Below are 25901 nucleotides of genomic sequence, written 5' to 3' on the forward strand. Positions count from 1 at the left end.
ATGCACTCCAATGAAGATCCGCTGGGCCAGCCTGCACCTGTCCCCAACGACCGTACCCAGTTCATGCCACGCCCCGGTGGTCGCGAGGCCCAGCCCGCGCCGCGGGCCGAGCAGGCCGCACCGTTGTCGATGCCGGCCGCGCCGCTGCCGATTGGCCAATCCCAGGGCCTGAACCCGCTGGAAAGCGCCGCCGGCCCGCTGCTGGCGCTGCTCACCCGGTTGCGCAACACCATTGCCCATCCGGCCCCGGCGAGCCTGCGGGCGCAGTTGCTGGGTTACCTGCGCCAGTTCGAGGAGCGCGCCGAAGCCGCCGGCGTCGCCCGTAACGAAGTGCTGCTGGCGCGTTATGCGCTGTGCACCGCCCTCGACGAAGCGGTACTCAGCACGCCTTGGGGCAGTACCAGCGAGTGGGGCAAGCAGAGCCTGCTGATCACCGTGCACAACGAGGCCTGGGGCGGCGAGAAGGTGTTCCAGTTGCTCGAACACTGCCTGCAGAGCCCGCGCGAACGCCTGTACCTGCTGGAACTGCTGTACCTGTGCATGTGCCTGGGCTTCGAAGGCCGCTATCGGGTGATGAACGATGGGCGCAGCCAGCTGGAGGCCCTGCGTGAACGCACCGCTGCGACCATTCGCAGCGCCCGTGGCGAGCATGAGCGCGAGCTGTCGCCACGTTGGCGCGGCCTGACCGTGGCCCGTGATCGCCTCAGCCAGTTCATGCCGCCCTGGGTTGGCGTGGCGATCGGCCTGGCACTGTTGCTGGCCTTGCTGTTCGGCCTGCGCATGAAGCTGGCTTCCGACGCCGAGCCGGTGTTCAAGAACATCCATGCCCTGGGCGAGATCCCGGTGCAGACCATAGATCGGCCGGTGGTGCAGCCGAAGGTGGTGGAGCGGCCGCGCCTGGCCGGTTTCCTCGCCGAGGAGATCAGGGCCGGCAAGGTTGCGGTCGAGGACAAGGTCGACCGTTCGGTGGTGACTATCCGCGGCGACGAACTGTTTTCCTCGGGCAGCTCCAGCATCGTCGATGACTTCCAGCCGCTGATGCTGCGCATCGCCGACGCCATCCGCAAGGTCAAGGGCCAGGTGCGGGTCACCGGCCACAGTGACAACCGTCCGATCGCCACCCTGCGCTTCCCGTCGAACTGGGCGCTGTCCCAGGCGCGTGCCGAGCAGGTGCTGCAGATCCTCGCCGCCAAGACCGGCCAGCCCGAGCGCTTCAGTGCCGAAGGGCGCAGCGACACCGAGCCGCTGGCGTCGAACGCCACGGCCGAGGGCCGGGCGAAGAATCGCCGGGTAGAGATCACAGTCTTTGCGGAGGGAGTCGAGTGAAGGCGTTTTTCGGTTTTGTCATTCGCTGGGTGATCCCGGTGCTCGGGCTGATCGCCCTGAGCCTGATCATCTGGTTCGTCGGCCCGCTGCTCGAAGTGCTGGTGCCGGAAGGCCGGCGCTGGGCGCTGATCATCCTGATCTTCGCGATCTGGATCGCCTATCGCGTGTTCCGCCTGATCCAGGCCCGTCGCCAGGCGGCGAAGGTCATGCAGAGCCTGGCTGCGGATACGCCGCCGGACGCGGCCAGCGTCGCCACCGCCGAAGAGCTGGCGACCCTGCGCCAACGCATGGACGAGGCCCTGGTGCTGCTGAAGAAGGCCCGCCTCGGCGGCGATGAGCGCCGTAACCTGTATGAGTTGCCGTGGTATGTGATCATCGGCCCGCCCGGTTCGGGCAAGACCACCGCACTGGTCAACTCCGGCCTGCACTTCCCGTTGGCTGCGCAGTTGGGCGCCGGGGCGATCCGCGGTGTCGGCGGCACCCGTAACTGCGACTGGTGGTTTACCGACGAAGCGGTGCTGCTCGATACCGCCGGCCGCTACACCACCCAAGACAGCCATGCCCAGGTGGACAAGGCGGCCTGGCTGGGCTTCCTCGACCTGCTCAAGACCCAGCGCTCGCGCCGGCCGATCGATGGTGCGTTCATCGCCATCAGCCTGTCCGACCTGTTGCTGGGGACCGACGCCGAGCGGGCAGCCCATGCCGCGGCGATCCGCGCACGGATCCAGGAGCTGTACACCCAGCTCGGTGTGCGTTTTCCGATCTACCTGATGCTGACCAAGCTCGACCTGGTACCGGGCTTCATGGAGTTCTTCGACTCCCTGAGCAAGGAAGAGCGGGCCCAGGTGTGGGGCACGACCTTCACCCTCGATGATGGCAAGCACGCCGAAAGCCCGCTGGTGCACTTCAAGGGCGAATTCGATGCACTGGAGCAGCGGCTCAACGAACGCCTGGTGGAGCGTCTGCAGCAGGAGCGCGACCCGGCTCGCCGCGACCTGATCTACGGCTTCCCGCAGCAGTTCGGTGCGTTGCGTGTGTGCCTGCAGAGTTTCCTCGACGGCGTGTTCAAGCCCAATGCCTATGAAGACCGGGCGCTGTTGCGCGGCGTGTACTTCACCAGCGGCACCCAGGAAGGCAGCCCGATCGATCGGCTGATCGGCGCCATGGCCCAGAGCATGAGCCTGGACCGCCAGCACCTGGCCCGCCAGAGCGGCACCGGGCGTAGTTACTTCATCGAGAAGCTGTTCACCGCCGTGGCCTTCGCCGAGCGCGGGCTGGTCGGGGTCAATCCCAAGGTCGAGCGGCGGCGCAAGTGGCTGGCCCGTGGTGTGCTGGCGGCGACGGTGGCGGTGGTGGTGCTGGTCAGCACCCTGTGGCTGATCAGCTACAAGGCCAACCAGGCCTATATTGCCCAGGTCGACCAGAAGGTCGCGCCGCTGGGCCAGAGCGTGCAGAACCTCAGCCCGGCGCAGCGCGACGTGCTGGCGGTGCTGCCGCTGCTCAACGCGGTCCGGCACCTGGCCGGTGATGCGCCGGGCTGGTCCGAAGGCCTGGGCTTGTACCAGGGCGACATGCTCGAAGCGGAATCGGCCAGCGTCTATCGCAAGTTGCTGATCGCGGTGTTCGCGCCGCGGCTGGTGACCCGTGTCGAGGAGCAGTTGCGCAGCGGCGGCAGTTCGGACTTCCTCTACGAGGGCCTGAAGGCCTACCTGATGATGGCCGACAACGAGCACTACGACCCCGAGTTCATCAAGGCCTGGATTGCCCTCGATTGGGACCGCAACCTGCCACGGGACCTGCCGCCGGATCAGCGCCTGGCCCTGGGCGAGCATCTCAAGGCACTGTTCGACCGGCACCCGCCGAATGCCCGGCTGGACGAGCGACTGATCGACGACCTGCGCCGCCAGTTGCAGCAACTGCCGGTGGCGCAGCGGGTCTACGACCGGGTCAAGCGCCAGAAGCTGCCGGCCGGCGTGAGTGACTTTCGCATCAGCGACGCAGCCGGCCGTGATGCCGCGCTGGTGTTCAGCCGCAAGAGCGGCAAGCCGCTGAGCGAGCCGCTGAGCGGTTTTTTCACCGCCAAGGGCTATCGCGAGGCATTTCTGCTGGCCAGCCTGAATCAGGCCGGGACCCTGGCTGAAGAGCAGTGGGTGCTGGGTCGCGACCAGGGCGAGCAGCAGAATGTCGCCAGCCTGGCGGCGGATGTGCGTCGCCTGTACTTCCAGGATTACCTGCGCCAGTGGGATGCGTTGCTGGCTGATATCGACTTCGTGCCCATCACCAGCGTGGCCCAGGCCGCCGACGTGCTGCGGGTGATTTCCGGGCCGACCTCGCCGCTGAAGAAGTTGCTGGTGGCGGTGGCCAAGGAAACCGACCTGCAGCAGGAAGAACGCCTGCTGGCGGCCCAGGGCAAGAAGGTCGACAGCAGCGTCGACCAGATCAAGCAGCGCCTGGGCTCGATGCTGGGCCAGGAACAAGCGGCCAGCGACGCCCCGGCGGCACCGGCGGAAGATCCGGTCAGCGCGCATTTTGCCGAACTCAATGCGCTGGTCAGCAAGGGCGAGGGCGAGCCGGCGGCCATCGATGGCCTGCTGGCGGACATGAACGCGTTGTACGTGCAGGTCAGCGCCATGGTCGGTGCCAGCGGCGACGCGCTGCTCGGCGAGGCCAAGAACCAGGCTGCGGGCGCCGCCGCCCGGGTCAGCCTGAATGCCGAGCGGCAGCCGCCGCTGGTCCAGGGCCTGGTCAAGTCGGTGGTCAGCTCGACCACCAACAGCATGATGGGTGGGGTGCGCAATCAACTGAACGCGGCCTGGGTCAGCGAGGTGGTCAACGTTTACCGGCAGTCCCTCAGCGGCCGTTATCCGCTGTCCCCCGGCAGTGCCCGGGATGCGACCCTCGACGACTTCGGCCAGTTTTTCGGCGTCGGCGGGGTGATGGACAACTACTTTCGCAAGTACCTGCAACCTTATGTCGACACCTCGACGGCGACCTGGCGCTGGCAGCCGGGGGCGGCGCAGAAACTGGGCATCTCCCCAGGCGTACTGCAGACCTTCCAGCGCGCCGCGTCTATTCGCGATGCGTTCTTCCGCTCCGGCGGCACCCAGCCGATCGTGCGCTTCGAGCTCAAGCCGGTGGCGATGGATGCCTCGATCACCCAGTTCCTGCTCGACCTCGACGGCCAGCAGATCAGCTACGACCACGGCCCGAGCCGGCCGGTGGCGATGCAATGGCCGAATCCGGGCAGTATCGGCGTGGTGCGCCTGTCGATCTCGCCGCCGTCGGCGACCGGTCGCTCCGGCGTGACCCTGGATGGGCCGTGGGCCTGGTTCCGCCTGCTGGAGCAGTCGGACCTGGTGGCCGGCAATTCGCCGGACCGCTTCAACCTGCGCCTGCGGGTCGATGGTGCAAGCATTTCCTACGAGTTGCGCGCCAACAGTGCCTTCAACCCGTTCAAGAGCCGCGTGCTCAGCGGCTTCAGTCTGCCGGAGCGCCTATGACGACGGTGGGTTACTACGGCAAGCTGGCCAGCCGCGGCGACTTTGTCAGCCGTGGGCTGCCCCAGGGTTTCGTGCAGCCGTGGGATGCCTGGCTGGCGTCCGGCCTGCATGCCAGCCAGCAACAGTTGGGCAGCGACTGGTTGAATGTCTACCTGGTCAGCCCGCTCTGGCGCTTCGTGCTGGCGCCGGGGGTTTGCGGTCCGGAATCGGTCGCCGGTGTGTTGATGCCGAGTATCGACCGGGTCGGCCGCTACTTTCCGCTGACGGTGGCCCAGCCGCTGGATGCCGGGCATGCCCTGGCAGCGGTGGTCGGGGGTGCCGATGACTGGTTCGAGCGGGCCGAGTCGCTGTTGCTGGCAACGCTGGAGGAGGGGGCCAGTTTCGAGGCCTTCGAACACGGCGTGCAGCATCTCGGCAAGCTGCCGTTTGCCAACAAGACCCCGGCCAGCGAGTTCGCCAGCCTGCGGCGATTCGCCGCGCTCGACGCACAGAGCCGCGCCCAGGCCCTGGCCGAGCAGGCTTGTGTGGGCGCGAGCCTGTGGTGGGGCCGTGGTTCGCAGCGGATCGAGGCAGGCCTGATGCGTTGCGAAGGCCTGCCGGCCACCGCCGATTTCGGCAGCTTCCTGCTGGGCAAGGGAGCGGCGAGCTAAATGGCCAATACCCCTGCAATCACCTACAAGTCCGCCAGCTACAGCCATGTCGGCATGGTTCGCCAGATCAACGAGGACGCTTGCCTCGATCTGGCCGACGCCGGCCTGTGGGCCGTGGCCGACGGCATGGGCGGGCATGCGGCGGGCGACTATGTCGCCAGCCTGATCGTCGACACCCTGCGGCGCATTCCGCCGTCGGACTCCCTGGCGATCTACGGCAACGCCCTGCGCACCTGCCTGGCCGAGGTCAATGCGGCGGTTCGCGAAGAGGCGGGCAACCGTGGCGTGAAGATGATGGGCAGCACCGTGGTGCTGCTGGCGGTGCGCGGTGACGCCGCCATCTGCCTGTGGGCCGGTGACAGCCGCCTGTATCGCCTGCGCGATGGCCAGCTGGAGAGCATTTCCCGCGACCACAGCTACGTCCAGGACCTGCAGGACAGCGGCCTGCTCAGCGAGGCCGAGGCGCGGGTGCATCCGCGAGCCAATATCGTCACCCGGGCGATCGGTGTCGAGGCGCAACTGGAACTGTCGACGAGCAACTTCCAGGTGCTCCCCGGCGACAGCTTCCTGCTGTGCAGCGACGGCCTGAACAAGACCGCCGAGGATGCGGAAATCCGCGACGTGCTTGGCCATCCGGAACCCTATGCGGTGGTACGCAGCCTGGTCCACCTGGGCCTGACCCGTGGCGCCCCCGACAACATTACGGCGATCGTCGTCAAAGCCACCTGAAGACACTTTCCTACATGGACATATTGATTCCCGGATTCGACATAGACGGCGAGATTGGCGAAGGCGCCATGGCCACCGTCTATCTGGCGACCCAACGGTCGCTGGAGCGCAAGGTGGCGCTGAAAGTCATGGCGGCCGCGCTGGCCGCCGACCCGACCTTCTGCGAGCGTTTCCTGCGCGAAGGCCGGACCCTTGCGCGGCTGTCGCATCCGCATACCGTGACCATCCACGATATCGGCAATGTCGGCGAGCTGTACTACATGGCCATGGAGTACCTGCCCAACGGTACGCTCAAGGAACGCATCGCTGCGGGCCTGAGCCCGGAGCAGGGCGTGCAGTACATTCGGCAGATCGCCTCGGCGCTGGGTTACGCCCATGCTCAGGGCCTGGTGCACCGTGACGTGAAACCGGCGAATATCCTGTTTCGCGCCGACGGCACGGCGGTGCTCTCGGACTTCGGGATCGCCAAGTCGCTGGACGACCGCACCCAGTTCACCCAGGCCGGGTTCGCCGTCGGCACGCCGAGCTACATGAGCCCCGAGCAGGCCCGTGGCCAGGAGATCGACGGGCGCGCCGACCTCTACGCGCTGGGCGTGGTGCTCTACGAAATCCTCGTCGGCAAGCTGCCCTACACCGGCACCGACGCGCTGTCGACGGCGCTGGCGCACCTTACCGAACCGCTGCCGGAGTTGCCCATCCAGCACGGTCGCTACCAGCACATCCTGCAGCGGCTGCTGGCCAAGGACCCGGCCGAGCGCTTCGCCGATGCCGCCGCCTTGCAGACGGCGCTGGACAATCTGCCGGCCGAGGAACTGGAATCGACCCTGATTCAGCCCCTGGCTCTGCCCACGGCTGCTACCGAAAAACCGGCGACCCCCGACCTCGGCGGCTTGACCCCGGTTTCGATCGACATCCCCAGCCAGGCGCCGGCGCAACCGGCGCCGCGCCCGGCTCCCCAGCCTGCACCGCCGCCAAGTCCACAACCAATGTTGCGCGACAGCGCCGACTCGCAGCAGCGCCGCGGCCCGGTGCTGGCACTGCTGGCTGTCGCGGTGGCGGCCGCCATGGGTGTCGCCGGTGCCGGCTACTGGTGGCTGGGCAGCGACAAGCCGGTGAAGCCGCCCGTGGCAACCAATGCCACGCCGCCGACTTCCACCACGCCGGTATCGACTATGCCGCCTGCCTCGGACCGACCAGCGGACCCGGTGAGCGCGAGGCCGCCGGTCCAGCCTGCGCAAGGCGATGTCGATGGCGGCAACCGACCGTTGCTGATGGTCGGCAAGAAGACCCTGTTCCAGCGCGTGTTGAGCCAGCCCGGCGCGCAGTTGCACAGTTCGCCGGGCGGCCAGGCCGACAAGGCACTGCCGGCGTTCTCGGTGCTGTACGTGTACCAGCGCAAGACCGTCGCTGGCGCCACCTGGCTGCGTGTCGGTGCCGCCAGCGATGGACGTGACGAAGGCTGGCTGCCAGGTGCGAAGGTCAGCGAATGGAAACAGAGCCTGGTGCTGAAGTTCACCGAGCGTTCCGGGCGTGAGCCGGTGATGTTCCTGCGTGACGCCGCCGATATCGACAAGTTGCTCGCCAACCCGGCGTCGGCAAAAAACCTGTTGCTGACTGCGCAGAAGAATCCGGCTGACAACCAACGGGTACTGGCCCTGGAGCCAACCGCCAGCGCGGTGCCGCAGAACCAGTTCTACCTGCTGCCGATCTTCGATTCGCGGGAAAGCTTCGACGAAAACGGCCAGCCGGTGCAGTTGCTCAATGTCGCCTCGATCGACCCCGGCAGCGCCGCACAGAAAACCGCCAGTGGCGCGGCTCCGGTCGCGGCGGCAACGGACAAGTTCCGTACCGCCGTGGTGCTGGTGGTGGACACCACGGTGTCGATGCAGCCCTATATCGACCAGGTCCGCGACGTGGTCCATGAGCTGCAGAGCAAGATCGCCGAACGCGGCGAGCTGGACAGCGTCAGCTTCGGCCTGGTGGGCTTCCGTAACAATATCCAGAAGACTCCGGGCCTGGAGTACCTGAGCAAGACCCTGATCACCCTCGACCAGGGCCGCGATCCGGAGCGCTTTCTGGAGCTGGCGCGGCAGGTCAAGGCGTCCACGGTGTCGAGCCATTCGTTCAACGAAGACTCGTTCGCCGGGATCATGCAGGCGGTCGATGGCATGGACTGGTCCGGCTACGGCGGGCGGCTGATCCTGCTGGTCAGCGACGCCGGTTCGCTGCGCAAGAACGATCCCTACAGCAGCACCCGGATGAACGAAGCGGAGATTCGCCAGGCGGCGCTGAGCAAGCAGATCAAGATCTACGCGCTGCATTTGCGCAGCGAGGCCGGCAAGAAGAACCACGCCTTCGCCGAGCAGCAGTACCGCACCCTGACCGCCGATGCCAACCCGAAGATCGGCGATCTCTACATTCCGGTCCAGGGCGGCGACGTGCGCAAGCTCGGCGAGCGGGTCGAGGAGATCGGCTCGGTGTTCGCCAACCTGGTGCACCAGGTGCGCAGCAATCAGGCCCAGGCGGCGCCGGTATTGGCGGCGGCGCCAAGCCTGGCCGACAAGTCGGCGGCCATCGGTTATGCCATGCACATGGACTTCCTCGGCCACAAGGGCGCCAGCCAGGCGCCACAGCTGGTGAGTGCCTGGACGGCCGACCGCGACCTGACCAACCCGGCACTGCCGGCGTTCCAGGTCTGCGTGATGCTGACCAAGCTGCAACTCAACGAGCTGCAGCAGTCGCTGAAGCTGATCGTCGATGCCGCGCGCAAGACCCAGAGTTCGCCCAAGGACTTCTTCCAGGAAATCGCCAGCGCCAGTGCCTACATGAGCCGCGATCCGGCGGCCCTGCGCAAGGGCGGCAACCTCGCCGATGGCGGGGTGCTTGGCGAGTACCTCGAGGGCCTGCCATATCGCAGCAAGTCGTTGAGCATGACCCAGGACCTGTGGCTGTCGCTCAGCGTCGCCGAACAGGAAGACTTCATTGACGAACTGGAGTCGAAAATCCGCCTCTACGAAACCTTCCACAACGATGTGGCCAACTGGGTCCGGTTCGGCGATGCCGAGCCGGGTGACGCGTTGTATCGCGTTCCGTTGTCGACGCTGCCGTGATGCTCAGCCTGCGTGAGGTGCGCAAGACGCGGGGCGAGGGCGCCCAGCGCTACAGCCTGGTGATCCCGCGCCTGGACCTGGCGCCCGGCCAGCAGTGGGCGGTGGTCGGTCCCAGCGGGTGCGGCAAGAGCACCTTGCTCGATCTGCTGGCGTTGGTGTCGGCGCCTGACCGCGTCGGCCTGTTCAGCTTCGACGGCGCCGCTGGCGCGCAGGATATCGCCGCGCTCTGGAGGGAGGGGCAGCATGACGCGCTGGCGCAGTTGCGCAGCCGCTATCTCGGTTATGTGCTGCAGACGGGTGGGTTGCTGGGTTTTCTTGACGTGCGCGGGAACATCGAGCTGTCGCGCAAGTTGCTGGGCATGGCCGACGATGGCAGCGTGCGCCGGCTGGCGGAGCAGTTGGAGATCGCCGATCAGCTGGACAAGCGGCCCCAGGCCCTGTCGGTTGGCCAGCGCCAGCGGGTCGGTTGTGCTCGTGCCCTGGCCCACGGCCCGCGGCTGTTGCTGGCCGATGAGCCGACGGCGGCGCTCGACCCCCTGAATGCCGGGCGGGTCATGCAATTGCTGCTCGCGCAGGCCAGGGAGCAGGGCGCCTGTTGCGTGGTCGCCAGTCACGACGAGTCGCTGGTGCGCGACCTGGGCATGAGCGTGTTGCGGATTGCCTGCCAGCGTGACGCCGATGGCGGCGTGACCGCGACCCTGGGGGCCGACTCATGAGGCGCAGCGCCCTGGTGGCGGCATTGGCCTGGCAGGACTACCGCGCCGATGCGCGCCTGTCGGCCTGCTCGGTGTTGGCGCTGGTGGCGGTGATCGCGCCGTTGCTGGTGCTGTTCGGGCTCAAGTTCGGCCTGGTCAGCAGCCTCACCGAGCGGCTGGAGCGGGACCCGGCCGTGCGCGAAATCATTCCCCTGGGCGGCGGGCGTTTCGGTGCGGCCTATATCGCCGAGCTGGGCCGTCGCGAGGATGTGGCGTTCGCCCTGCCACGGACCCGGCAGATCGCCGCCACCGCCGATCTGTCCATCAGTCGCCAGGGGCCGGCGTTGAATGTCGAGATGCTGCCGACCGCCGAAGGCGACCCGTTGCTCGGTGGCCTGCCGGCGCCGGCCGGCATGGTGGCGATGCTGCTCAGCTACACCGCTGCGGAAAAGCTCGGGGTGAAGGCTGGCGACTGGCTCGAGGTGTCCTTCGGGCGCCAGGTGGCCGGTCGGGTGGAAAGCCAGCACACGCAGATCCGCGTGCAGGCGGTGTTGCCGCTGGAAGCCTTCGGTCGTGATGCGCTGTTTGCGCCACTGGCACTGCTGGAGGCTGCCGAGGATTATCGCGACGGTCGTGGCGTGCCATTGCTGGGCTGGAGCGGCGAGCCGGCGGGCTCCGCTGCGCAGCGGGTGTATCCGGCTTTCCGGCTGTATGCCCGCGAACTCGGTGACGTCGAACCGTTGCGCCGCTACTTCGCCGAACGTGGCCTGCTGGTTTCGACCCAGGCCCAGACTATCGCCCAGGTGCAGTCGCTGAGTCGCAACCTGTCCATCGTATTCTGGATCATCGCCATCCTGGCCCTGGCCGGGGCGTTCGCGGCGATCCTTGCCGGCGCGCTGGCGGCGGTCGAGCGCAAGCGTCGCGAGCTGTCGGTGCTGCGCCTGCTGGGCCTGGGTACCGGGGCCCTGTTGCTGTTCGTGGTACTGCAGGCTCTCTACAGCGGGTTGTTTGCCGCCGGCTTGAGCGTCGTGCTGTACGTCGTTGCGGAGCAGGGCCTGAACCATCTATTCATGCAGGCGGCCGGTGAATATGCCAGCCATTTGCTATTGCGCCATTACATGCTGGCACTTTTTTCGGTGTTGGCGGTCTGTGCTCTGGCTGCGGCCCTCGGTGGCTGGCGAGTGGCACAGATAGAAGCTTCGGAAGGAATCAGAGATGTTTAAGCTGCGCAGCGCGGCCCTCATGGTGTTGATCGGTGGCCTGGGCCTGGCTGGCCTGGTGCGGGCCGACGACGACACCAACAAGCTGGACAACCCCAAGCCCCTCAGCGGCGATATCAGCCTGCCGCTGCCGTGCGACGGCGAGATGGTGTTCCGCTACGTCTACATCCTCGCCCAGGGCACCCTGGACGACCGCGAGATCAGCCTCGGCTACCCGTTCAGCGAAGACGAGCCGGGCTACAAGCAGTCATTCATTTCCGGCTATCGCCGGGACTTCATCAACGGCCAGTTCACCCTCAAGGACCTGCCGAGTGATTGGCAGAAGGCGATTTCCCCGGCCCTGCCGAAGACCGATGCCGGCTCGCCGTTGAAGCCGATGTTCTATTTCATGGGCAAGTACCCGGTGACGGCGCGCCAGTACGCGTTGGTCATGTCCCAGGCGCAATCGCTGGCCAGCGGCGAGCCGGCGCCGGCCTGCGAGGCGCCGGAAGGTATCGCCGGGCGGCTGCCCAAGGTCAAGGTGTCGCGTTTCGATGCCGAACGGTTTTCCGCAGTCTACAGTGCCTGGCTGATGAAATATCACCACGACCGGCTGCCGGTCAGCGGCCGTGGCAGTTCGGCCGAGGATGGCGGTGCCGGGTTCGTGCGCCTGCCGACCGAGGTCGAGTGGGAATACGCCGCCCGTGGCGCCCAGGCGGTTGGTCGCCAGGAGCTGGAGGACCGGTTGTTCCCGCGTCGCCAGCCGGGCAGCGACACCGACGGGCCGCTGTCCGATTATGCGGTGTTCAACCAGGTCGCCGGCGGTACTGGCCAGGCGCCGCGGCTGATGCCGGTGGGCACCAAGCTGCCCAACCCGATCGGCCTGTTCGACGTGATCGGCAACGCCGCGCAGATGGTCCAGGAATCGTTCCAGCTGGTACACGCCGGGCGCCGCCAGGGCGCCTATGGCGGCTTCGTGGTCAAGGGTGGCAACTACCTGGAGGGTGAAGGCACGCTGTTCACCGGCATGCGTCGCGAGTACCCGCTGTTCGCCGCCGATGGCACCGAGCAGAGCAACGAGACCACCGGTTTCCGTGTCGCCATCGGTGCGCTGTCGGCGCCGCGCTCGCGCTACAAGGAGTTGTTCGAGCAGTGGAAGAAGGAAGGTCGCCTGGCGGCCCTGACCGATGCGATCGATGATGCCCAGGACCCGACCAAGCGCCTGGACAGCATCATCTCCGCCACCACCGACCCACGCCAGCAGGCCGAGCTGGGACTGGTCAACGAAGAGCTCAAGCGCAACGTGTCGCTGATCGCCCGCCAGCGTGAGGAAGCCGCCGGCAACCTGATCCAGTCGGCTGCCTTGGTCGCCGAGACCGTCAACAACTACAACATCCGCCTGACCAACCTGAAGAAGAGCCGCCAACAGGCCGTCGATGCCAAGGACGAGGCCAGCGCCGCGTTGTTCGCCACCGCCATTGACAACGGCACCAGCGCGCTGGACGGCGCCGTGTCGATCTACATCGACAACCTGGCAACGGCCACGCGCTACACCGATGCGGTGATCCAGGCGCAGTTCCAGCGGGTGAAAGAAGAACTCAATCGCAAACCCGTGCTCGGCAACAGCCTGGTGGCACGGGCTACCTTGTTCGTTCGTCATGTCGAGGATTACCGCAAGCAACAGCGGGCCGACCCGGCGACGATCTTGAAAGCGTTACTCGCATCGAACGCCCAGAAGCCCTGAGCGTTCGGAATCCGGCGAGTGTAGAGGGGAACCGGGCGGTCCATGCCGCTCGGCCAAGTCAAACCAAGAAAGGAAACATGAGCATGATTTTCTCCAGCAAACCCCTTGTTTCAACCTCGTGGTGCCGTGCCACGCTGTGGGTTGCCGCCGGATTCAGCACCGTGCTGATGGGCGGTTGCGCCACCTCCGCGACCTCCAAGGTCGGCCAGAGCACCAAGGTCGAGTACTACCCGACCTGCTATGAGCCGGTACAGCACCTGCGCACCACCGACTCCGACATGACCCGTTCGATCGCCACCGGTGCGGTGATCGGTGCCCTGGGCGGTGCAGCGCTCGGCGCGCTGACCGGCGACGACTCGAGCAAGCGCGGTCGCAATGCCGCCATCGGTGCTGCCGGTGGCGCATTGGCGGGCGGCGCGGCGGGTTACTACACCGAGAAGCAGAAGCAGATCGCCGATGACAACCAGCGCATTGGTTCCTACGCTGCCGATGTCAGCAAGCGTTCCGCCGATATCGACCGCAGCACCGCTTATGCCCAGGCATCGCAAAGCTGCTACCAGCGTGAGTTCACCAGCCTGGTCAACGCCCGCAAGGCCAAGACCATCGGCGATGCCGAAGGTCGCAAGCGCCTGGCGGAAATCGTTGCCGGCCTGAAAGAGTCCAACGACCTGATCGTCGCGGTGAATGGCAAGGCCGCTGAAGACCTGAACAACTACACCCAGGCCTACGAAAAAGACCTGCAGAACGTAGGCGTGCAGCGTACCGACGTGGTGACCGTGGCCACGGCCGACACGGCTCCGGTGATCGCCCCGACCACCGGCAAGGGCAAGAAGCCGGTCAAGGCAGCCAAGAAGCCGCCACTGCCTACCGTGCCGAAGGAAGCGGTAGCGACCGAGAAGACCATCCAGGACGCCAATGCCAAGAAAGCCGCCAGCCAGCAAGTGGCTGCCACCGGCCAGTCGCAGGTCAACAGCATGTGCAAGAACCCGGACCTGGGCGACTGGGCTCCGGTCCCTTGCCCGAACGTCTGAGTGACCGTCTGGTCACGAAAATGCTGACATAAGTGGCAAACGCCAACCGATCTTCTTGTAACGAAGAAGATCGGTGGCGCTCCTCGAACAAACCGCTACACTGCGCCGGCCATTTCATTTTTCTGCCGAGGCGTTGTGCATGAAATTCCGCTTTCTTCTCTGGGCGATGGGCCTGCTGATGGCCCGGGCCAGTCGCAATAACCCCGCGTTCCAGCAGCAACTGGCCGACAAGGCGCTGGTGTTCCAGCTACAGACCCTGGACGGCAAGATTGCCCGTCACTTCATCGTCAAGGACCAGCGCATCAGCAGCAAGTCCGGAACCTATCCGGAGCCGGCGTTCGCCATTGGCTTCAAGGATGCCGCGTACGGCTTCGCCACGCTGCAGGCGAAGAACAAGCAACTGGCGTTCATGACGGGGATTCAGGACAAGTCGATCCAGATCAAGGGCAACCCGGCGCTGGTGATCTGGTTCCAGGGGCTGACCAAGTACCTCAAGCCGAAGAAAAAGAAGGCCTGAGGATCATCCCCTTGTAGGTGCCGGGCTTGCCCGCGAATAGGCCCTCAAGACCGCCAAAAGCTTCGAGGGCAAGCCCGGCTCCTACAGGTTCAGCGTTCGATCACTCCCACCGTCTCCGGGGGGTGACTCAGTGTTGGCTGAACTGCGAAGCCAGCTCGCGCAACAGCACTTCGGCTTCCAGCACCTTGCTCACCACATCCTCGGCCTTGTCGCGGCTCAGGCCCAGGCGGTCGAGCAGGGCGTCGGGGATTTCCTCGTCCGGCCCGGAACCGATGTTGCGGCTGCGCAACAGGCGCACCGCCAGGCACACCAGGTTCGGGTACGCCGCATATTCACCGTCGTAGTGCGGGTCGTGCTGGAAGCGCAGGGCGGTGGCCAGTTCGTCCGGCATGTCCCAGTAGCGCATCAGCCAGGCGCCGATCTGCTCGCGGCTGATGCCCAGCAGGTGTTGTTCGACATAGCTGTGGCAAAGGTGCGGGTTGACCTCCAGGTGCCGGCAGATCAGCGAGAAATGCGGCGGGAACACGTGGGCCAGCAACAGGTAGCCGAAGTTGTGCAGCAGGCCGGCCAGGTAGGTCAGGCCGGCTTCCGGGCGCTGCGCGCGCGGCATGGCGCGGGTCAGGCCTTCGATTACCGCGGCGGTGTAGATCGATTGCTGCCAGTACGGCGTGCTGTGCTGCGGCTGGTCCTTGGGCAGGCTCAGGGTCTTGCCCAGGGCCAGGCCGAGTGCCAGGTTGATCACCAGGTCGAAACCCAGCACGCGCACGATGGCATCTTCCACCGAGCGGATCTTGCCCGGCGAGGCGTAGTAGGGCGATGCTGCCCAGCTTACCACTTGCGCGGCCAGGGCCGGGTCGGTCTCGACCACGCCGGTGATGTCATCGATGGTCGCATCCGGATCGACCCGCAGCTTGATGATCTTCTGCGCGGTTTCCGCCAGGGGCGGAATCTCGATGGTCGCTTCCAGGCGCTGCTGGATGCGCCGTGCGGTGAAGACCTGCACCGCCTGGGTGATTTCCTTGCGGTCGTCATCCGGGCGATCGAGGTTCGGGCGGATATTGCCCAGGGCCTCGCCGAAATTGGCGGCGCTGGCCTTGGTCAGCATGCTCTTGAAGTCGTCGCTGGAGATTTCCAGCAGCAGGCCGGTCTCCCCGGAGTTGATCAGCAGGTTCGGCTCGCGCAGCAGTTGTTCTTCGTACAGGCACGGCGAACTGGTCAGCGCCGGCAGGCCTGGCAACAGGTGCAGGCTGTGCTTGCCGAGCATGCGCTCCAGGCGTTCGGTGGAAACGGCCGTCAGGCGCCGGCCGGTGAGTTCGGCCAGGCGGTTGAGGTCGAGCAATTGATTCTGCGCGAACAGGACCATGAGTGCACCGACTGCGTCATCGAGCAGCACGGCCTGAACCTTGCGCTCAGCCGGCAGGCTCGGGGAGTCCGTGACTTCGCGGTAGTTGATGGCGAGCTTGTCGAGCAGCATTCGAACCACAGACGGGGTGTGCGGGGTTGCATCGATGAGGGCAACTTCAGTCATGGTCTGTATCCGGCTTCCTACAATCTCAGCAGTATAACCAGCTTGTCCCACGGGATGGTCCGAGAATTGTGAGGTCCATCACACTTGGCCGTATTGTTGGCCGTGGCGCAGCCAGCGTTCCAGCAGTGGGCTGACATGTTGCGGCCAGCGCGCCAGCAGGGCCTGGGCCGCGTCGCGCACGGCAGGGAGCAGGTCGGCATCGCGCATCAGGTCGGCGACCTTGAATTGCAGCAGGCCGGTCTGGCGGGTGCCGAGCATTTCACCGGGGCCACGCAGTTCGAGGTCCTTTTCGGCGATGACGAAACCGTCGTTGGTTTCGCGCATGATTCCCAGGCGCTGGCGACCGATCTGCGACAGCGGCGGGTGGTAGAGCATCACGCAGTGGCTGACGGCACTGCCGCGGCCGACTCGTCCACGCAACTGGTGCAGTTGTGCCAGGCCCAGGCGTTCGGGGTTCTCGATGATCATCAGGCTGGCGTTGGGGACGTCGACGCCGACTTCGATCACCGTGGTGGCGACCAGCAGTTGCAGGTTGCCGACCTTGAACTCGGCCATCACCGCCGCTTTTTCCGCCGGCTTCATGCGTCCGTGAATCAATCCGACCCGCAGTTCGCCAAGGGCGGCGGTCAACTCTTCGAACGTGGTTTCGGCGGCCTGGCAGGTCAACTCCTCGGACTCTTCGATCAGCGTGCACACCCAATAGGCCTGGCGCCCTTCGGCACAGGCGGCGCGGACCCGCTCCACCACCTCGAAACGCCGGCTGTCGGCAACCAGCACGGTGTTCACTGGCGTACGGCCGGGTGGCAGTTCGTCGAGAATCGAGGTGTCGAGGTCGGCGTAGGCGCTCATCGCCAGGGTACGCGGGATCGGTGTCGCGGTCATGATCAGCTGGTGTGGGCACATCTGCCCGCCAACGCCTTTCTGGCGCAGTGCCAGACGCTGTTGGACGCCGAAGCGGTGCTGTTCGTCGATAATCACCAGGGCCAGGTTCTTGAAGCGGACCTCGTCCTGGAACAACGCGTGGGTGCCCACCACCATCGGCGTGCCGCTGGCGATCTGTTCCAGGGCGCTGGCGCGGGCCTTGCCCTTGAGCTTGCCGGCCAGCCAGGCGGTTTCGATGCCGAGCGGGGTGAGCCAGCGCTGGAAGTTGATGAAGTGCTGTTCGGCGAGGATCTCGGTCGGCGCCATCAGCGCCACCTGGTAGCCGGCCTCCAGTGCCTGCAGGGCGGCCAGGGCGGCGACCACCGTCTTGCCTGCGCCTACGTCGCCCTGGATCAGCCGCAGCATCGGCTCGGGTTGGCTCAAGTCATAGGCGACTTCGTTGCCGACTCGCTGCTGGGCGCCGGTGGGTGGGAAGCCGAGGTTGGCGAGAAACTGCGCCGGCAGCTTGCGCGCTTTCGGCAGGGCCGGCGCGCGCAGGGCCCGCAGGCTTTCACGCAGGCGTTGCTGGGACAACTGGTGGGTGAGCAGCTCTTCGAATGCCAGGCGATGCTGGGCCCAGTGATGGCCGAGGGCGAGTTCCTCGACGTCGGCATCCGCCGGTGGCTGGTGCAGGTAGCGGATCGCGTCTTCCAGCGGTGCCAGCTGATAGTCGTTGGCCAGCTCACGTGGCAGCCAGTCCGGCAGGCTGCGGGGGCCGAGCATCGCCAGGCTCTGCTGGCTCAGCAGGCGCAGACGCTGCTGGGTCAGGCCTTCGGTCAGTGGATAGATCGGCGTCAGCGTCTGGTCGACAGGCGGTGGCTCGTCACCGGTCAGGGCACGGTATTCCGGGTGATAGATTTCCAGCCCCGAGGCGCCGGGTCGAGCCTCGCCGTAGCAGCGCACATGGGTACCGCGCTTGAGGCCTTCCTTCTGGGCGTTGCTGAAGTGATAGAAGCGCAGGCTCAGGCCGCCGGTGCCATCGTTGAGCCGTACCAGCAGGCTACGACGCTTGCCCATGACCACGTCGGCGCCACTGACCACGCCCTCGATCACCGCGTCCTGGCCGGGCCGCAACGCGCCAATGGGCACGACGCGCGTCCGGTCCTGGTAGCGCAGGGGCAGGTGAAACAGTACATCCTGGATGGTTTCCAGGCCGACCTTGGCCAGTTTCTCAGCCATGGCTTCGCCGACACCCTTGAGTGCCGTGACTGATACCTGCGACAGCTCGGTCACGGCATTCAGCTCGCAACGGGCGGCTTGGCCACCGAGCACAGGCGGATCGAGTCGGCGAGGATTTCAATCGCCTTGGGCCGCGGGAAGCTGGCGCGCCAGGCGATGGCCACGGTGCGGAATGGCGTCGGTGGCGTGAGTGGACGGACCTCGATGACACCAGGTGCATAGTGGTGGCTGTCCACCGCCGACAGCGGCAGTACCGACACACCCAGGCCCGAGGCGACCATATGGCGGATGGTTTCCAGCGAGCTGGACTCGACCGTGGTGTGCTTGGAGGCATCGCTGCCCTTGGTCAGCGTCGGGCAGGCTTCGAGTACCTGGTCGCGGAAGCAGTGGCCTTCACCGAGCAGCAGCAGGCTCTTGTCGTTGAGCAGGGCGCTGTCGATGGTTTCCTTGCCGGTCCAGGGGTGCGAGGCCGGCATCAGCACGTAGAACGGCTCATCGTACAGCGGCAGGGTCAGCACGTCGGCTTCGTTGAACGGCAGGGCGATGATCACCGCGTCCAGCTCGCCGTTGCGCAGTTTGTCGCGCAGGACGTGGGTGAAGTTTTCCTCGATGTACAACGGCATCTGCGGGGCGACCCGGTGCAGTTGCGGAATCAGGTGCGGGAACAGGTACGGGCCGACCGTGTAGATCGCGCCGACCTTCAGCGGTGCGGTCAACTGGTTCTTCCCGGCTTGGGCCAGCTCACGGATACCCTGGGCCTGTTCGAGGACCTTCTGGGCCTGGGCGACGATGCTTTCACCCACCGGCGTCAGGCGCACGGCGCTCTTGCTGCGCTCGAAAATCAGCACGCCGAGTTCGTCTTCCAGTTTTTTCACGCCCACTGACAGGGTCGGCTGGCTGACATGGCAGCGTTCGGCGGCGTGGCCGAAGTGTTGCTCTTGGGCAAGGGTAACGATGTAGCGTAATTCTGTCAGGGTCATAGCGGGCGTCCATGAGGTTGCCGACCAAGCATAACGGCTGCAATCGATAGACGCACGTTATCAGGCGAGGGATTAATGAAGATTATTGTCAATGTCGCTGTGGATGGCCAGTTCCGGGGAGAGTTGGCATGGGTTTCCACAGATGAAAGAGACGAATCCCACGGCTTGCGTGGGATTCGTGAGGAGCTAGCGGCGCTTGTCGATGGAGTAGACGAAGGGCGCGACGATCTCGATGCTGCCGTTGGTCAGCATCTCTGGCGGCGGCTTGGGCAGCGGCTGGGCGCGGCGGATCATTTCCAGGGTGGCCCGGTCCAGATCGGCGTTGCCGGAACGGCCCACCAGCTCATACGAGAGCACCTTGCCTTCGGCGTCGACGACAAAGCGCAGGCGGTTCAGGCCTTCCTTGTTACGTGATTGCGCGGCAGGCGGGTACTTCTTGTACTTGCCCAGGTGTGCCAGCAAGGTGCCTTCCCAACTGGCCTTGGCCGCGATCTGTTGAGGCGAAGGGCCTGGCGCCGGTGCTGCGGATTTCTCCGGCGGACGGGTGGTCGGCGGTTCCTCGGAAGGTTTTTCCTCTTCCTTGGGCTTTTCCTTCTCCGGCTCTTTCTTCACTTCCGGCTTGGGTGGCTGCGGCTTGGGCTTGGGCTTGACCGGCTTGGGTACCGAAATGGTCGGCTTGGGCGCTTCGGCCAGCTTCGGCAGCGGCAGTTCTTCCTCCGGCGCCGGCGGCGTAGGCGGCGTTACCACCTTGGGCGGTGCCGGTGGCGGCGGCGCGGGCGGCAGCGGGGCCATCTCGATCATCATCGCCTGCGGCGGCAGCTCGATCGGCTTGGACACCGACCAGTTCAGGGCGGCGAGGATCGCCACCGCGTGAACGCCCAGCACCAGGGCCAGGCTACCGCCGTAACGCGTCAGTTTGTGGCGCGTCGTGATCATTTCTTGGCTGCCGTCTCAAGTCCGACCAGGCCGACTTTCAGGTAACCGGCTGCACGCAGCGCATCCATGACGTGCATCAGGTCGCCGTAGTCCACGCCCTTGTCGGCCTGGAAGAAGATGGTGGTGTCCTTCTTGCCGTGGGTCTTGGCGTCCAGGGCCGGGCCGAGGGACTCGGTCTTGACCTCTTCTTCGCCGAGGAACAGCTTCTGGTCGGCCTTGACGCTGAGGAACACCGGCTTCTCCGGCCGCGGCGATGGCTTGGCCGTCGAGGCCGGCAGGTCGACCTTGATGTCCACGGTGGCCAGGGGCGCCGCAACCATGAAGATGATCAGCAGTACCAGCATCACGTCGATGAACGGCGTGACGTTGATTTCGTGGTTTTCGGACAGTTCGTCGTCCGCGCCTTCTTTCAAATGCAGGCCCATGGCGGATTAACCTACCTTGACCATGTGTGGCTGGCCGGCGCGCTCGGACGGCAGGTGGTCGAGGTCACGGCTGACCAGCAGCAGCACCTGGGCCGACGCGTCGGACACCTGGGCCTTGTAGCCGGCGATGGAGCGGGCGAAGACGTTGTAGATCACGACTGCCGGAATGGCTGCGACCAGGCCGAGGGCCGTCGCCAGCAGCGCTTCGGCAATACCCGGAGCCACTACGGCGAGGTTGGTGGTCTGGGTCTTGGCGATGCCGATGAAGCTGTTCATGATGCCCCACACGGTGCCGAACAGGCCGACGAACGGCGCGGTGGAACCGATGGTGGCCAGTACGCCGGTACCGTTGCTCATGTTGCGGCCACAGGCGGCAACCAGGCGCTCCAGGCGGAAGCTGACGCGTTCCTTGATGCCTTCCTTCTCGCGGCTGTTGGCCGACAGACGCATTTCCTCGAGGGCATCGTGCACCAGCAGGTTGGCCAGGGTACCTTCCTTGGCGGCGGTGGCGCTGGCGTCCTTGAGGGTGACGGCTTTCTTCAGGTTGGCGATTTCACCACGCAGGCGACGCTTGGCGCCCAGCAGTTCGAAGCCCTTCGCGATCCAGATGGTCCAGGTGATGATCGAGGCGATGGCCAGGCCGATCATCACCAGTTTCACGATGATGTCCGCGTTCTGGTACATGCCCCATGGGGACAGGTCGTGGGACATGCCCAGGCTGTTGGCTTCGGCCGGCAGGGCGTCGGCTTCGGAGCCGTCGGTCGGTGCGGCGTTTTCCGCTGGCGCCTGGTCGGCGGCAACCGGGGTCACGGTCGGCGCGCTGGCTGCTGGTGCCGCTGCGGTGGCGGCAGGTGCGGCGTGATTGGTCGGCTCGTCGGCGAAAGCGGCGGTCGGTGCCAGCAACAGGCTGAACAGCACCGCAGCCACAGAACGCCAGGCGCGCGATGGGCTAGGGGACTGGGTTGGCGAGGCGGAAGAGAGATTGCGTGTCATGCTGGCCGGACCTGAGCGAAGTAAAAGAGAGTCTTGTCCTTCCAGGCCTCGTGGGCCGAGAACAAATGGTCTGTCATTATTGCAAGTAATTCTTGTTAACAGAAGTAATAGCGTCTGTTTTTTTCTTCGATCGCTAGCCGCTCGTCCATTCCTGGCGCTAGGCTGCGCCTATTTATATGGAGATTCATGATGTCCACTCCTTCTGTTCTGATTGCCGGTTGCGGCGATGTCGGTAGTCGCCTGGCGAGCCAGTTGCTCGGTCAGGGCTGGCAGGTCCATGGCCTGCGCCGTTCGATTTCCCGGTTGCCGGAAGGTGTGCAGGGCGTTGCGGGTGACCTGTTCAGCAAGCAACGCCCCGCCAGTTGGCCGGTTGGCCCACTGGATTACCTGGTCTACTGCGCGGCGGCCACCGATCACGATGAGGCTGGCTATCGTGCCGCCTATGTCGATGGGTTGCGGCATGTCCTGGGGTGGCTCGGGGAGTCCGGGCAGCGGCCGCGGCGGCTGTTGTTCGTTTCCAGCAGCAGCGTCTATGTGCAGCAGCGCGGCGAATGGGTGGATGAGACCTCGGCGACCGAGGCTGAAGGTTACTCCGGGCGCTTGATGCTCGAGGCCGAGCAACTGGCGCTCGACAGCGGTATCCCGGCGAGCCGGGTGCGCCTGACCGGAATCTACGGGCCGGGCCGCGAGTGGCTGCTGACCCAGGTACGCCGTGGTTATCGGGTGGCTGTCGAGCCGCCGCTGTATGGCAATCGCATCCACGCCGATGATGCCGCCGGGTTGCTGGCATTCCTGTTGGAAGCTGATCGGGCAGGCAAGGTGCTGGAGGATTGTTATATCGGCGTCGATGATGCGCCGGCGCCGTTGGCCGAGGTGGTGGCCTGGTTGCGCGAGTACCTGGGGGTGACCGAGTGGGATGCCGACGCGAGTGTTCGCCGTACCGGCAGCAAGCGTTGCAGTAATGCCCGGGCGCGGACACTGGGCTGGGCGCCACGTTATCCGAGCTACCGTGAGGGGTATGCGGCGATTCTCGAAGGGCGCTGACCACTGGGTCGCGCGGGAGCCTGTCCCGGCAGGCTCCTGGGGCGATTCAGGGTTTTACTTTTCCAGCAGCCACTGGCGATTGCCGGGATAAAACTGCGGCTGCTCATCGGCTTGCGCCGAGTTCAGTGCCTGGAAAATCTCCAGTTGCTTGCCCTTGCGCACGAAGAGCCAGGCATTGCCCTTGTTGCCCTGCTGCAGCCAGATGCTATCGTTGCTGCCACTCATGTTCGCGCAGTCGCCCGCGAGGCAGAGGGCGTAGCGGTCGCTGCCTGGCAGGCCCTCCAGGCGTCCGTCCGGCAGGAATTTCACCTGCGCACCTTCGCCGGGGCCGCTGATGATCTTCCAGTCGCCACCCATGTAGTCCGTATACAGGGCCTGCTCGAAGCTGGCGCCGACTGGCGCGCCAGCCGGCAGTTCGCCCTGGGCGCGCGCGAAGGTCTGCTCGGGTTCGGAATCGCTGGCTCCCTGGATCAGTTCCTTGCCATCGCGTGCCAGTGGAGTGCCGGTACTGCCGTAGAAGTCCACGTGCCACTTCTGCTTTCCGTCCGCCCGCACGTGCCCTTCGGGGCGTTCGAAGCCGTTGCTGTACTTGGCCTGGCCGTTGCGCGTGTCGATGTTCCACTCCAGGTTCGGCCCGTAGGTTTCCAAGGCTTCGCGCAGGCTGCCCTTTTTCACGGCCGCATCGATGGCGGCCTGGTTGATCCAGGTGCCGCTGATGTCATATTTGGCGGGGTCGCTGGCGCAACCGCCAAGCAGGAGGGCGAACAGCGGAAGGGCGAGCGCTTTGCGCATGGGGGAATCCTTGCAGGCGAGGCTGGCGCGGTGTCGATCGCGCCAGGCGGAGCGGGTGGTTCTGGAACGGCTTACTCGATGACCAGGATCGCGTCCATTTCGACTTGGGCGCCACGTGGCAGTGCGGCGACACCGATGGCGGCGCGAGCCGGGTACGGTTGTTCGAAGTACTTGCCCATGATCTCGTTGACCTTGGCGAAGTGGCTCAGGTCGGTGAGGAAGATGTTCAGCTTGACGATGTCCTTGAACGAACCACCGGCGGCTTCAGCCACGGCCTTGAGGTTCTCGAAGACCTGTACGGTCTGGGCTTCGAAGCCTTCCACCAGCTCCATGGTCTTGGGGTCCAGGGGGATCTGGCCGGACATGTAGACGGTGTTGCCGGCCTTGATTGCCTGGGAGTAGGTACCGATGGCGGCTGGGGCCTTGTCGCTGTTGATAACGCTCTTGGTCATGAGTGACTCCTTGTAATGTCCGGGCGGTGGGCGTTTACGCACGCATGCGGGTGATGCGGATCACCCCGGTCAGGGCGCGCAGTTTCTTGATCACGCGGGCCAGGTGCACGCGGTCGTGCACGCTGACCACCAACTGGACCACGCTGATGCGACCATCGCGCTCGTCCATGCTGATTTTCTCGATATTGCCGTCGGCCGCGTTGACGCTGCTGGCCAGCAGGGCGATCAGGCCGCGCTGGTGTTCCAGTTCGACGCGCAGTTCGACATTGAATTCGCCGGTGACATCCTTGGCCCAGGAGAGCTGGATGCATTTTTCCGGGTTGTGGCGGATTTCGCTGATATTGCGGCAGTTTTCCAGGTGCACGACCATGCCCTTGCCCGCCGACAGGTGGCCGACGATCGGATCGCCCGGAATCGGCGTGCAGCACTTGGCGTAGCTGAGCACCAGGCCCTCGGTGCCGCGGATCGCCAGCGGACCTTCCGGGCTGGGCAACTGCTCGCCTTCGCCCATCATGCGTCGGGCGACCACGTAGGCCATGCGGTTGCCCAGGCCGATATCCTCGAGCAGGTCCTCGATCAGTTCCAGGCGGTATTCATGGAGAATCGACTGCACGCGCTCGACCGGAATCTTGTCCAAAGCGCTGTCGAAACCGTTGAGTACCTTGTTCAGCAGGCGTTCGCCGAGGCTGATGGACTCGGAGCGGCGTTGCAGTTTCAGGGCGTGACGGATATGGGTACGGGCCTTGCCGGTCACCACGAAATTGAGCCAGGCCGGGTTTGGCCGGGCGCCGGGCGCGCTGACGATCTCGACCGTGGAGCCGCTTTGCAGCGGTTCGGACAGCGGTGCGAGGCGACGATTGATCCGACAGGCAATACAGCTATTGCCCACGTCGGTATGTACCGCGTAGGCGAAGTCAACCGCCGTGGAACCCTTGGGCAGCTCCATGATCCGGCCCTTGGGCGTGAACACGTAGACCTCGTCCGGGAACAGGTCGATCTTCACGCTCTCGATGAACTCCAGGGAGTTGCCCGCGCGCTGCTGCATCTCCAGCACGCCCTTGACCCACTGGCGGGCGCGGGCATGGGTACCCTTGGGCTGCTCGTCGCCGCTGGACTTGTACAGCCAGTGGGCGGCGATGCCGTTGTTGGCCATCTCTTCCATCTCGCGTGTGCGAATCTGGATTTCGATGGGTACGCCGTGCATGCCGAACAGCGTGGTATGCAGCGACTGGTAGCCGTTGGCCTTGGGGATCGCGATGTAGTCCTTGAACCGGCCGGGCAGCGGCTTGTACAGGTTGTGCACGGCGCCCAGCACGCGATAGCAGGTGTCGACCTTGTCGACGATGACCCGGAACGCGTAGACGTCCATGATCTCGTTGAAGGCCCGGCGCTTGCCGCGCATCTTCTTGTAGATGCCGTACAGGTGTTTCTGCCGACCGCTGACTTCGCCCTGGATGCCATCCACCGCCAGGCAGTGGCTGAGGGATTCCTCGATCTTGTTGACGATTTCCTTGCGGTTGCCCCGGGCGCGCTTGACCGCCTGGTAGATGCGCGCCGAGCGCATCGGGTGCATGGCCTTGAAACCGAGGTCCTCGAACTCGATGCGTACCGCGTGCATGCCCAGCCGGTTGGCGATGGGCGCGTAGATCTCGAGGGTTTCCTTGGCAATGCGCCGGCGTTTTTCCCCGGAGAGTACTTCCAGGGTGCGCATGTTGTGCAGGCGGTCGGCGAGCTTGACCAGGATCACGCGGATATCGCGGGCCATGGCCATGGCCATTTTCTGGAAGTTTTCCGCCTGGGCCTCGGCCTTGGTCTCGAAGTTCATCTGGGTCAGCTTGCTGACCCCGTCGACCAGTTCGGCCACGGTCTCGCCGAACTGCGCCTGCAGCGCTTCCTTGGCGATTCCGGTGTCTTCGATCACGTCATGCAGCATCGCGGCCATCAGGCTCTGATGGTCCATGTGCATGTCGGCAAGAATATTGGCCACCGCCAGCGGGTGCGTGACGTAGGCTTCGCCGCTGCGGCGGCGCTGGCCGTCGTGGGCTTGTTCGGCGTAGAAGTACGCCCGGCGGACCAGATTGACCTGGTCGGCGCCGAGGTAGGTCGATAAGCGATCGGCGAGGGCGTCTATGCTCGGCATGAGGTTTCCC

The 25901-nt window shown here is 65.5% G+C and carries 20 protein-coding genes; 11 read left to right on the plus strand and 9 right to left on the minus strand.

What is annotated here, in order from left to right; all coding sequences use genetic code 11:
- From AC6I6U_RS04200 to AC6I6U_RS04245, 10 genes are all read left to right on the plus strand, one after another.
- On the plus strand, positions 1–1326 hold the full coding sequence (locus tag AC6I6U_RS04200) for a DotU family type VI secretion system protein (protein ID WP_497880798.1): 1326 nt from the start codon (positions 1–3) through the stop codon (positions 1324–1326).
- Complete coding sequence (tssM, locus tag AC6I6U_RS04205; RefSeq protein WP_497880799.1) at positions 1323–4826, plus strand: type VI secretion system membrane subunit TssM; 3504 nt, start codon at positions 1323–1325, stop codon at positions 4824–4826. The genes AC6I6U_RS04200 and tssM overlap by 4 nt, the downstream gene beginning before the upstream one ends.
- The gene (gene tagF, locus AC6I6U_RS04210; RefSeq protein ID WP_497880800.1) at positions 4823–5476 is read left to right on the plus strand and encodes a type VI secretion system-associated protein TagF; all 654 of its coding nucleotides are present in this window, start codon (positions 4823–4825) and stop codon (positions 5474–5476) included. Before tssM ends, tagF begins: the two co-directional genes overlap by 4 nt.
- Positions 5477–6205, plus strand: a complete 729-nt coding sequence (locus AC6I6U_RS04215) for a PP2C family protein-serine/threonine phosphatase (RefSeq protein WP_497880801.1) — start codon at positions 5477–5479, stop codon at positions 6203–6205. It abuts the gene before it with no gap.
- Positions 6206–6219: 14 nt separating this feature from the next.
- Entirely contained in the window at positions 6220–9315 is a 3096-nt protein-coding gene (locus tag AC6I6U_RS04220; RefSeq protein WP_497880802.1) for a serine/threonine-protein kinase, read from the plus strand.
- Positions 9315–10031: an ABC transporter ATP-binding protein gene (locus AC6I6U_RS04225; RefSeq protein WP_497882978.1), complete on the plus strand. Its 717-nt coding sequence runs from the start codon at positions 9315–9317 to the stop codon at positions 10029–10031. The genes AC6I6U_RS04220 and AC6I6U_RS04225 overlap by 1 nt, the downstream gene beginning before the upstream one ends.
- On the plus strand, positions 10028–11233 hold the full coding sequence (locus AC6I6U_RS04230; protein ID WP_497880803.1) for an FtsX-like permease family protein: 1206 nt from the start codon (positions 10028–10030) through the stop codon (positions 11231–11233). Before AC6I6U_RS04225 ends, AC6I6U_RS04230 begins: the two co-directional genes overlap by 4 nt.
- Positions 11226–12953, plus strand: coding sequence for a formylglycine-generating enzyme family protein (locus AC6I6U_RS04235; protein WP_497880804.1), 1728 nt, complete (start codon positions 11226–11228; stop codon positions 12951–12953). Before AC6I6U_RS04230 ends, AC6I6U_RS04235 begins: the two co-directional genes overlap by 8 nt.
- Positions 12954–13036: 83 nt before the next feature.
- Positions 13037–13984, plus strand: a complete 948-nt coding sequence (gene tagQ / locus AC6I6U_RS04240; RefSeq protein WP_497882979.1) for a type VI secretion system-associated lipoprotein TagQ — start codon at positions 13037–13039, stop codon at positions 13982–13984.
- 139 nt (positions 13985–14123) lie between these two features.
- A complete protein-coding gene (locus tag AC6I6U_RS04245; protein ID WP_497880805.1) occupies positions 14124–14501 on the plus strand; it encodes a helicase in 378 nt (125 codons plus the stop codon).
- A gap of 127 nt (positions 14502–14628) precedes the next feature.
- On the opposite strand, the gene AC6I6U_RS04250 is transcribed toward AC6I6U_RS04245, so the two are convergent.
- The 6 genes from AC6I6U_RS04250 to exbB all read right to left on the minus strand — a co-directional run bounded on the left by AC6I6U_RS04250 (position 14629) and on the right by exbB (position 21463).
- A complete protein-coding gene (locus AC6I6U_RS04250; protein ID WP_497880806.1) occupies positions 14629–16029 on the minus strand; it encodes an aminoacyl-tRNA deacylase and HDOD domain-containing protein in 1401 nt (466 codons plus the stop codon).
- Between the two features lie 78 nt (positions 16030–16107).
- Positions 16108–18183: an ATP-dependent DNA helicase RecG gene (gene recG / locus AC6I6U_RS04255; RefSeq protein WP_497882980.1), complete on the minus strand. Its 2076-nt coding sequence runs from the start codon at positions 18181–18183 to the stop codon at positions 16108–16110.
- Positions 18184–18188: 5 nt separating this feature from the next.
- Positions 18189–19109, minus strand: coding sequence for a hydrogen peroxide-inducible genes activator (locus tag AC6I6U_RS04260; protein WP_497880807.1), 921 nt, complete (start codon positions 19107–19109; stop codon positions 18189–18191).
- A gap of 186 nt (positions 19110–19295) precedes the next feature.
- Positions 19296–20045, minus strand: coding sequence for an energy transducer TonB family protein (locus tag AC6I6U_RS04265; RefSeq protein WP_497880808.1), 750 nt, complete (start codon positions 20043–20045; stop codon positions 19296–19298).
- The gene (exbD, locus tag AC6I6U_RS04270; RefSeq protein ID WP_497880809.1) at positions 20042–20470 is read right to left on the minus strand and encodes a TonB system transport protein ExbD; all 429 of its coding nucleotides are present in this window, start codon (positions 20468–20470) and stop codon (positions 20042–20044) included. The genes AC6I6U_RS04265 and exbD overlap by 4 nt, the downstream gene beginning before the upstream one ends.
- 6 nt (positions 20471–20476) lie before the next feature.
- Positions 20477–21463, minus strand: a complete 987-nt coding sequence (gene exbB / locus AC6I6U_RS04275; RefSeq protein WP_497880810.1) for a tonB-system energizer ExbB — start codon at positions 21461–21463, stop codon at positions 20477–20479.
- Positions 21464–21652: 189 nt separating this feature from the next.
- Here exbB and AC6I6U_RS04280 point away from each other — a divergent pair, with 189 nt between their 5' ends.
- Positions 21653–22507, plus strand: coding sequence for an SDR family oxidoreductase (locus AC6I6U_RS04280; protein ID WP_497880811.1), 855 nt, complete (start codon positions 21653–21655; stop codon positions 22505–22507).
- 54 nt (positions 22508–22561) lie between these two features.
- On the opposite strand, the gene AC6I6U_RS04285 is transcribed toward AC6I6U_RS04280, so the two are convergent.
- The 3 genes from AC6I6U_RS04285 to spoT all read right to left on the minus strand — a co-directional run bounded on the left by AC6I6U_RS04285 (position 22562) and on the right by spoT (position 25891).
- The gene (locus AC6I6U_RS04285; RefSeq protein WP_497880812.1) at positions 22562–23299 is read right to left on the minus strand and encodes a hypothetical protein; all 738 of its coding nucleotides are present in this window, start codon (positions 23297–23299) and stop codon (positions 22562–22564) included.
- A 71-nt stretch (positions 23300–23370) separates the two neighbouring features.
- Positions 23371–23751, minus strand: coding sequence for a RidA family protein (locus tag AC6I6U_RS04290; RefSeq protein ID WP_497880813.1), 381 nt, complete (start codon positions 23749–23751; stop codon positions 23371–23373).
- Between the two features lie 34 nt (positions 23752–23785).
- Positions 23786–25891 (minus strand): bifunctional GTP diphosphokinase/guanosine-3',5'-bis pyrophosphate 3'-pyrophosphohydrolase, encoded by a 2106-nt coding sequence (gene spoT, locus AC6I6U_RS04295; protein ID WP_497880814.1) that lies wholly within the window; start codon positions 25889–25891, stop codon positions 23786–23788.
- Positions 25892–25901: the final 10 nt, after the last annotated feature.

The organism is Pseudomonas sp. UTLPPB19802, from assembly GCF_059730225.1.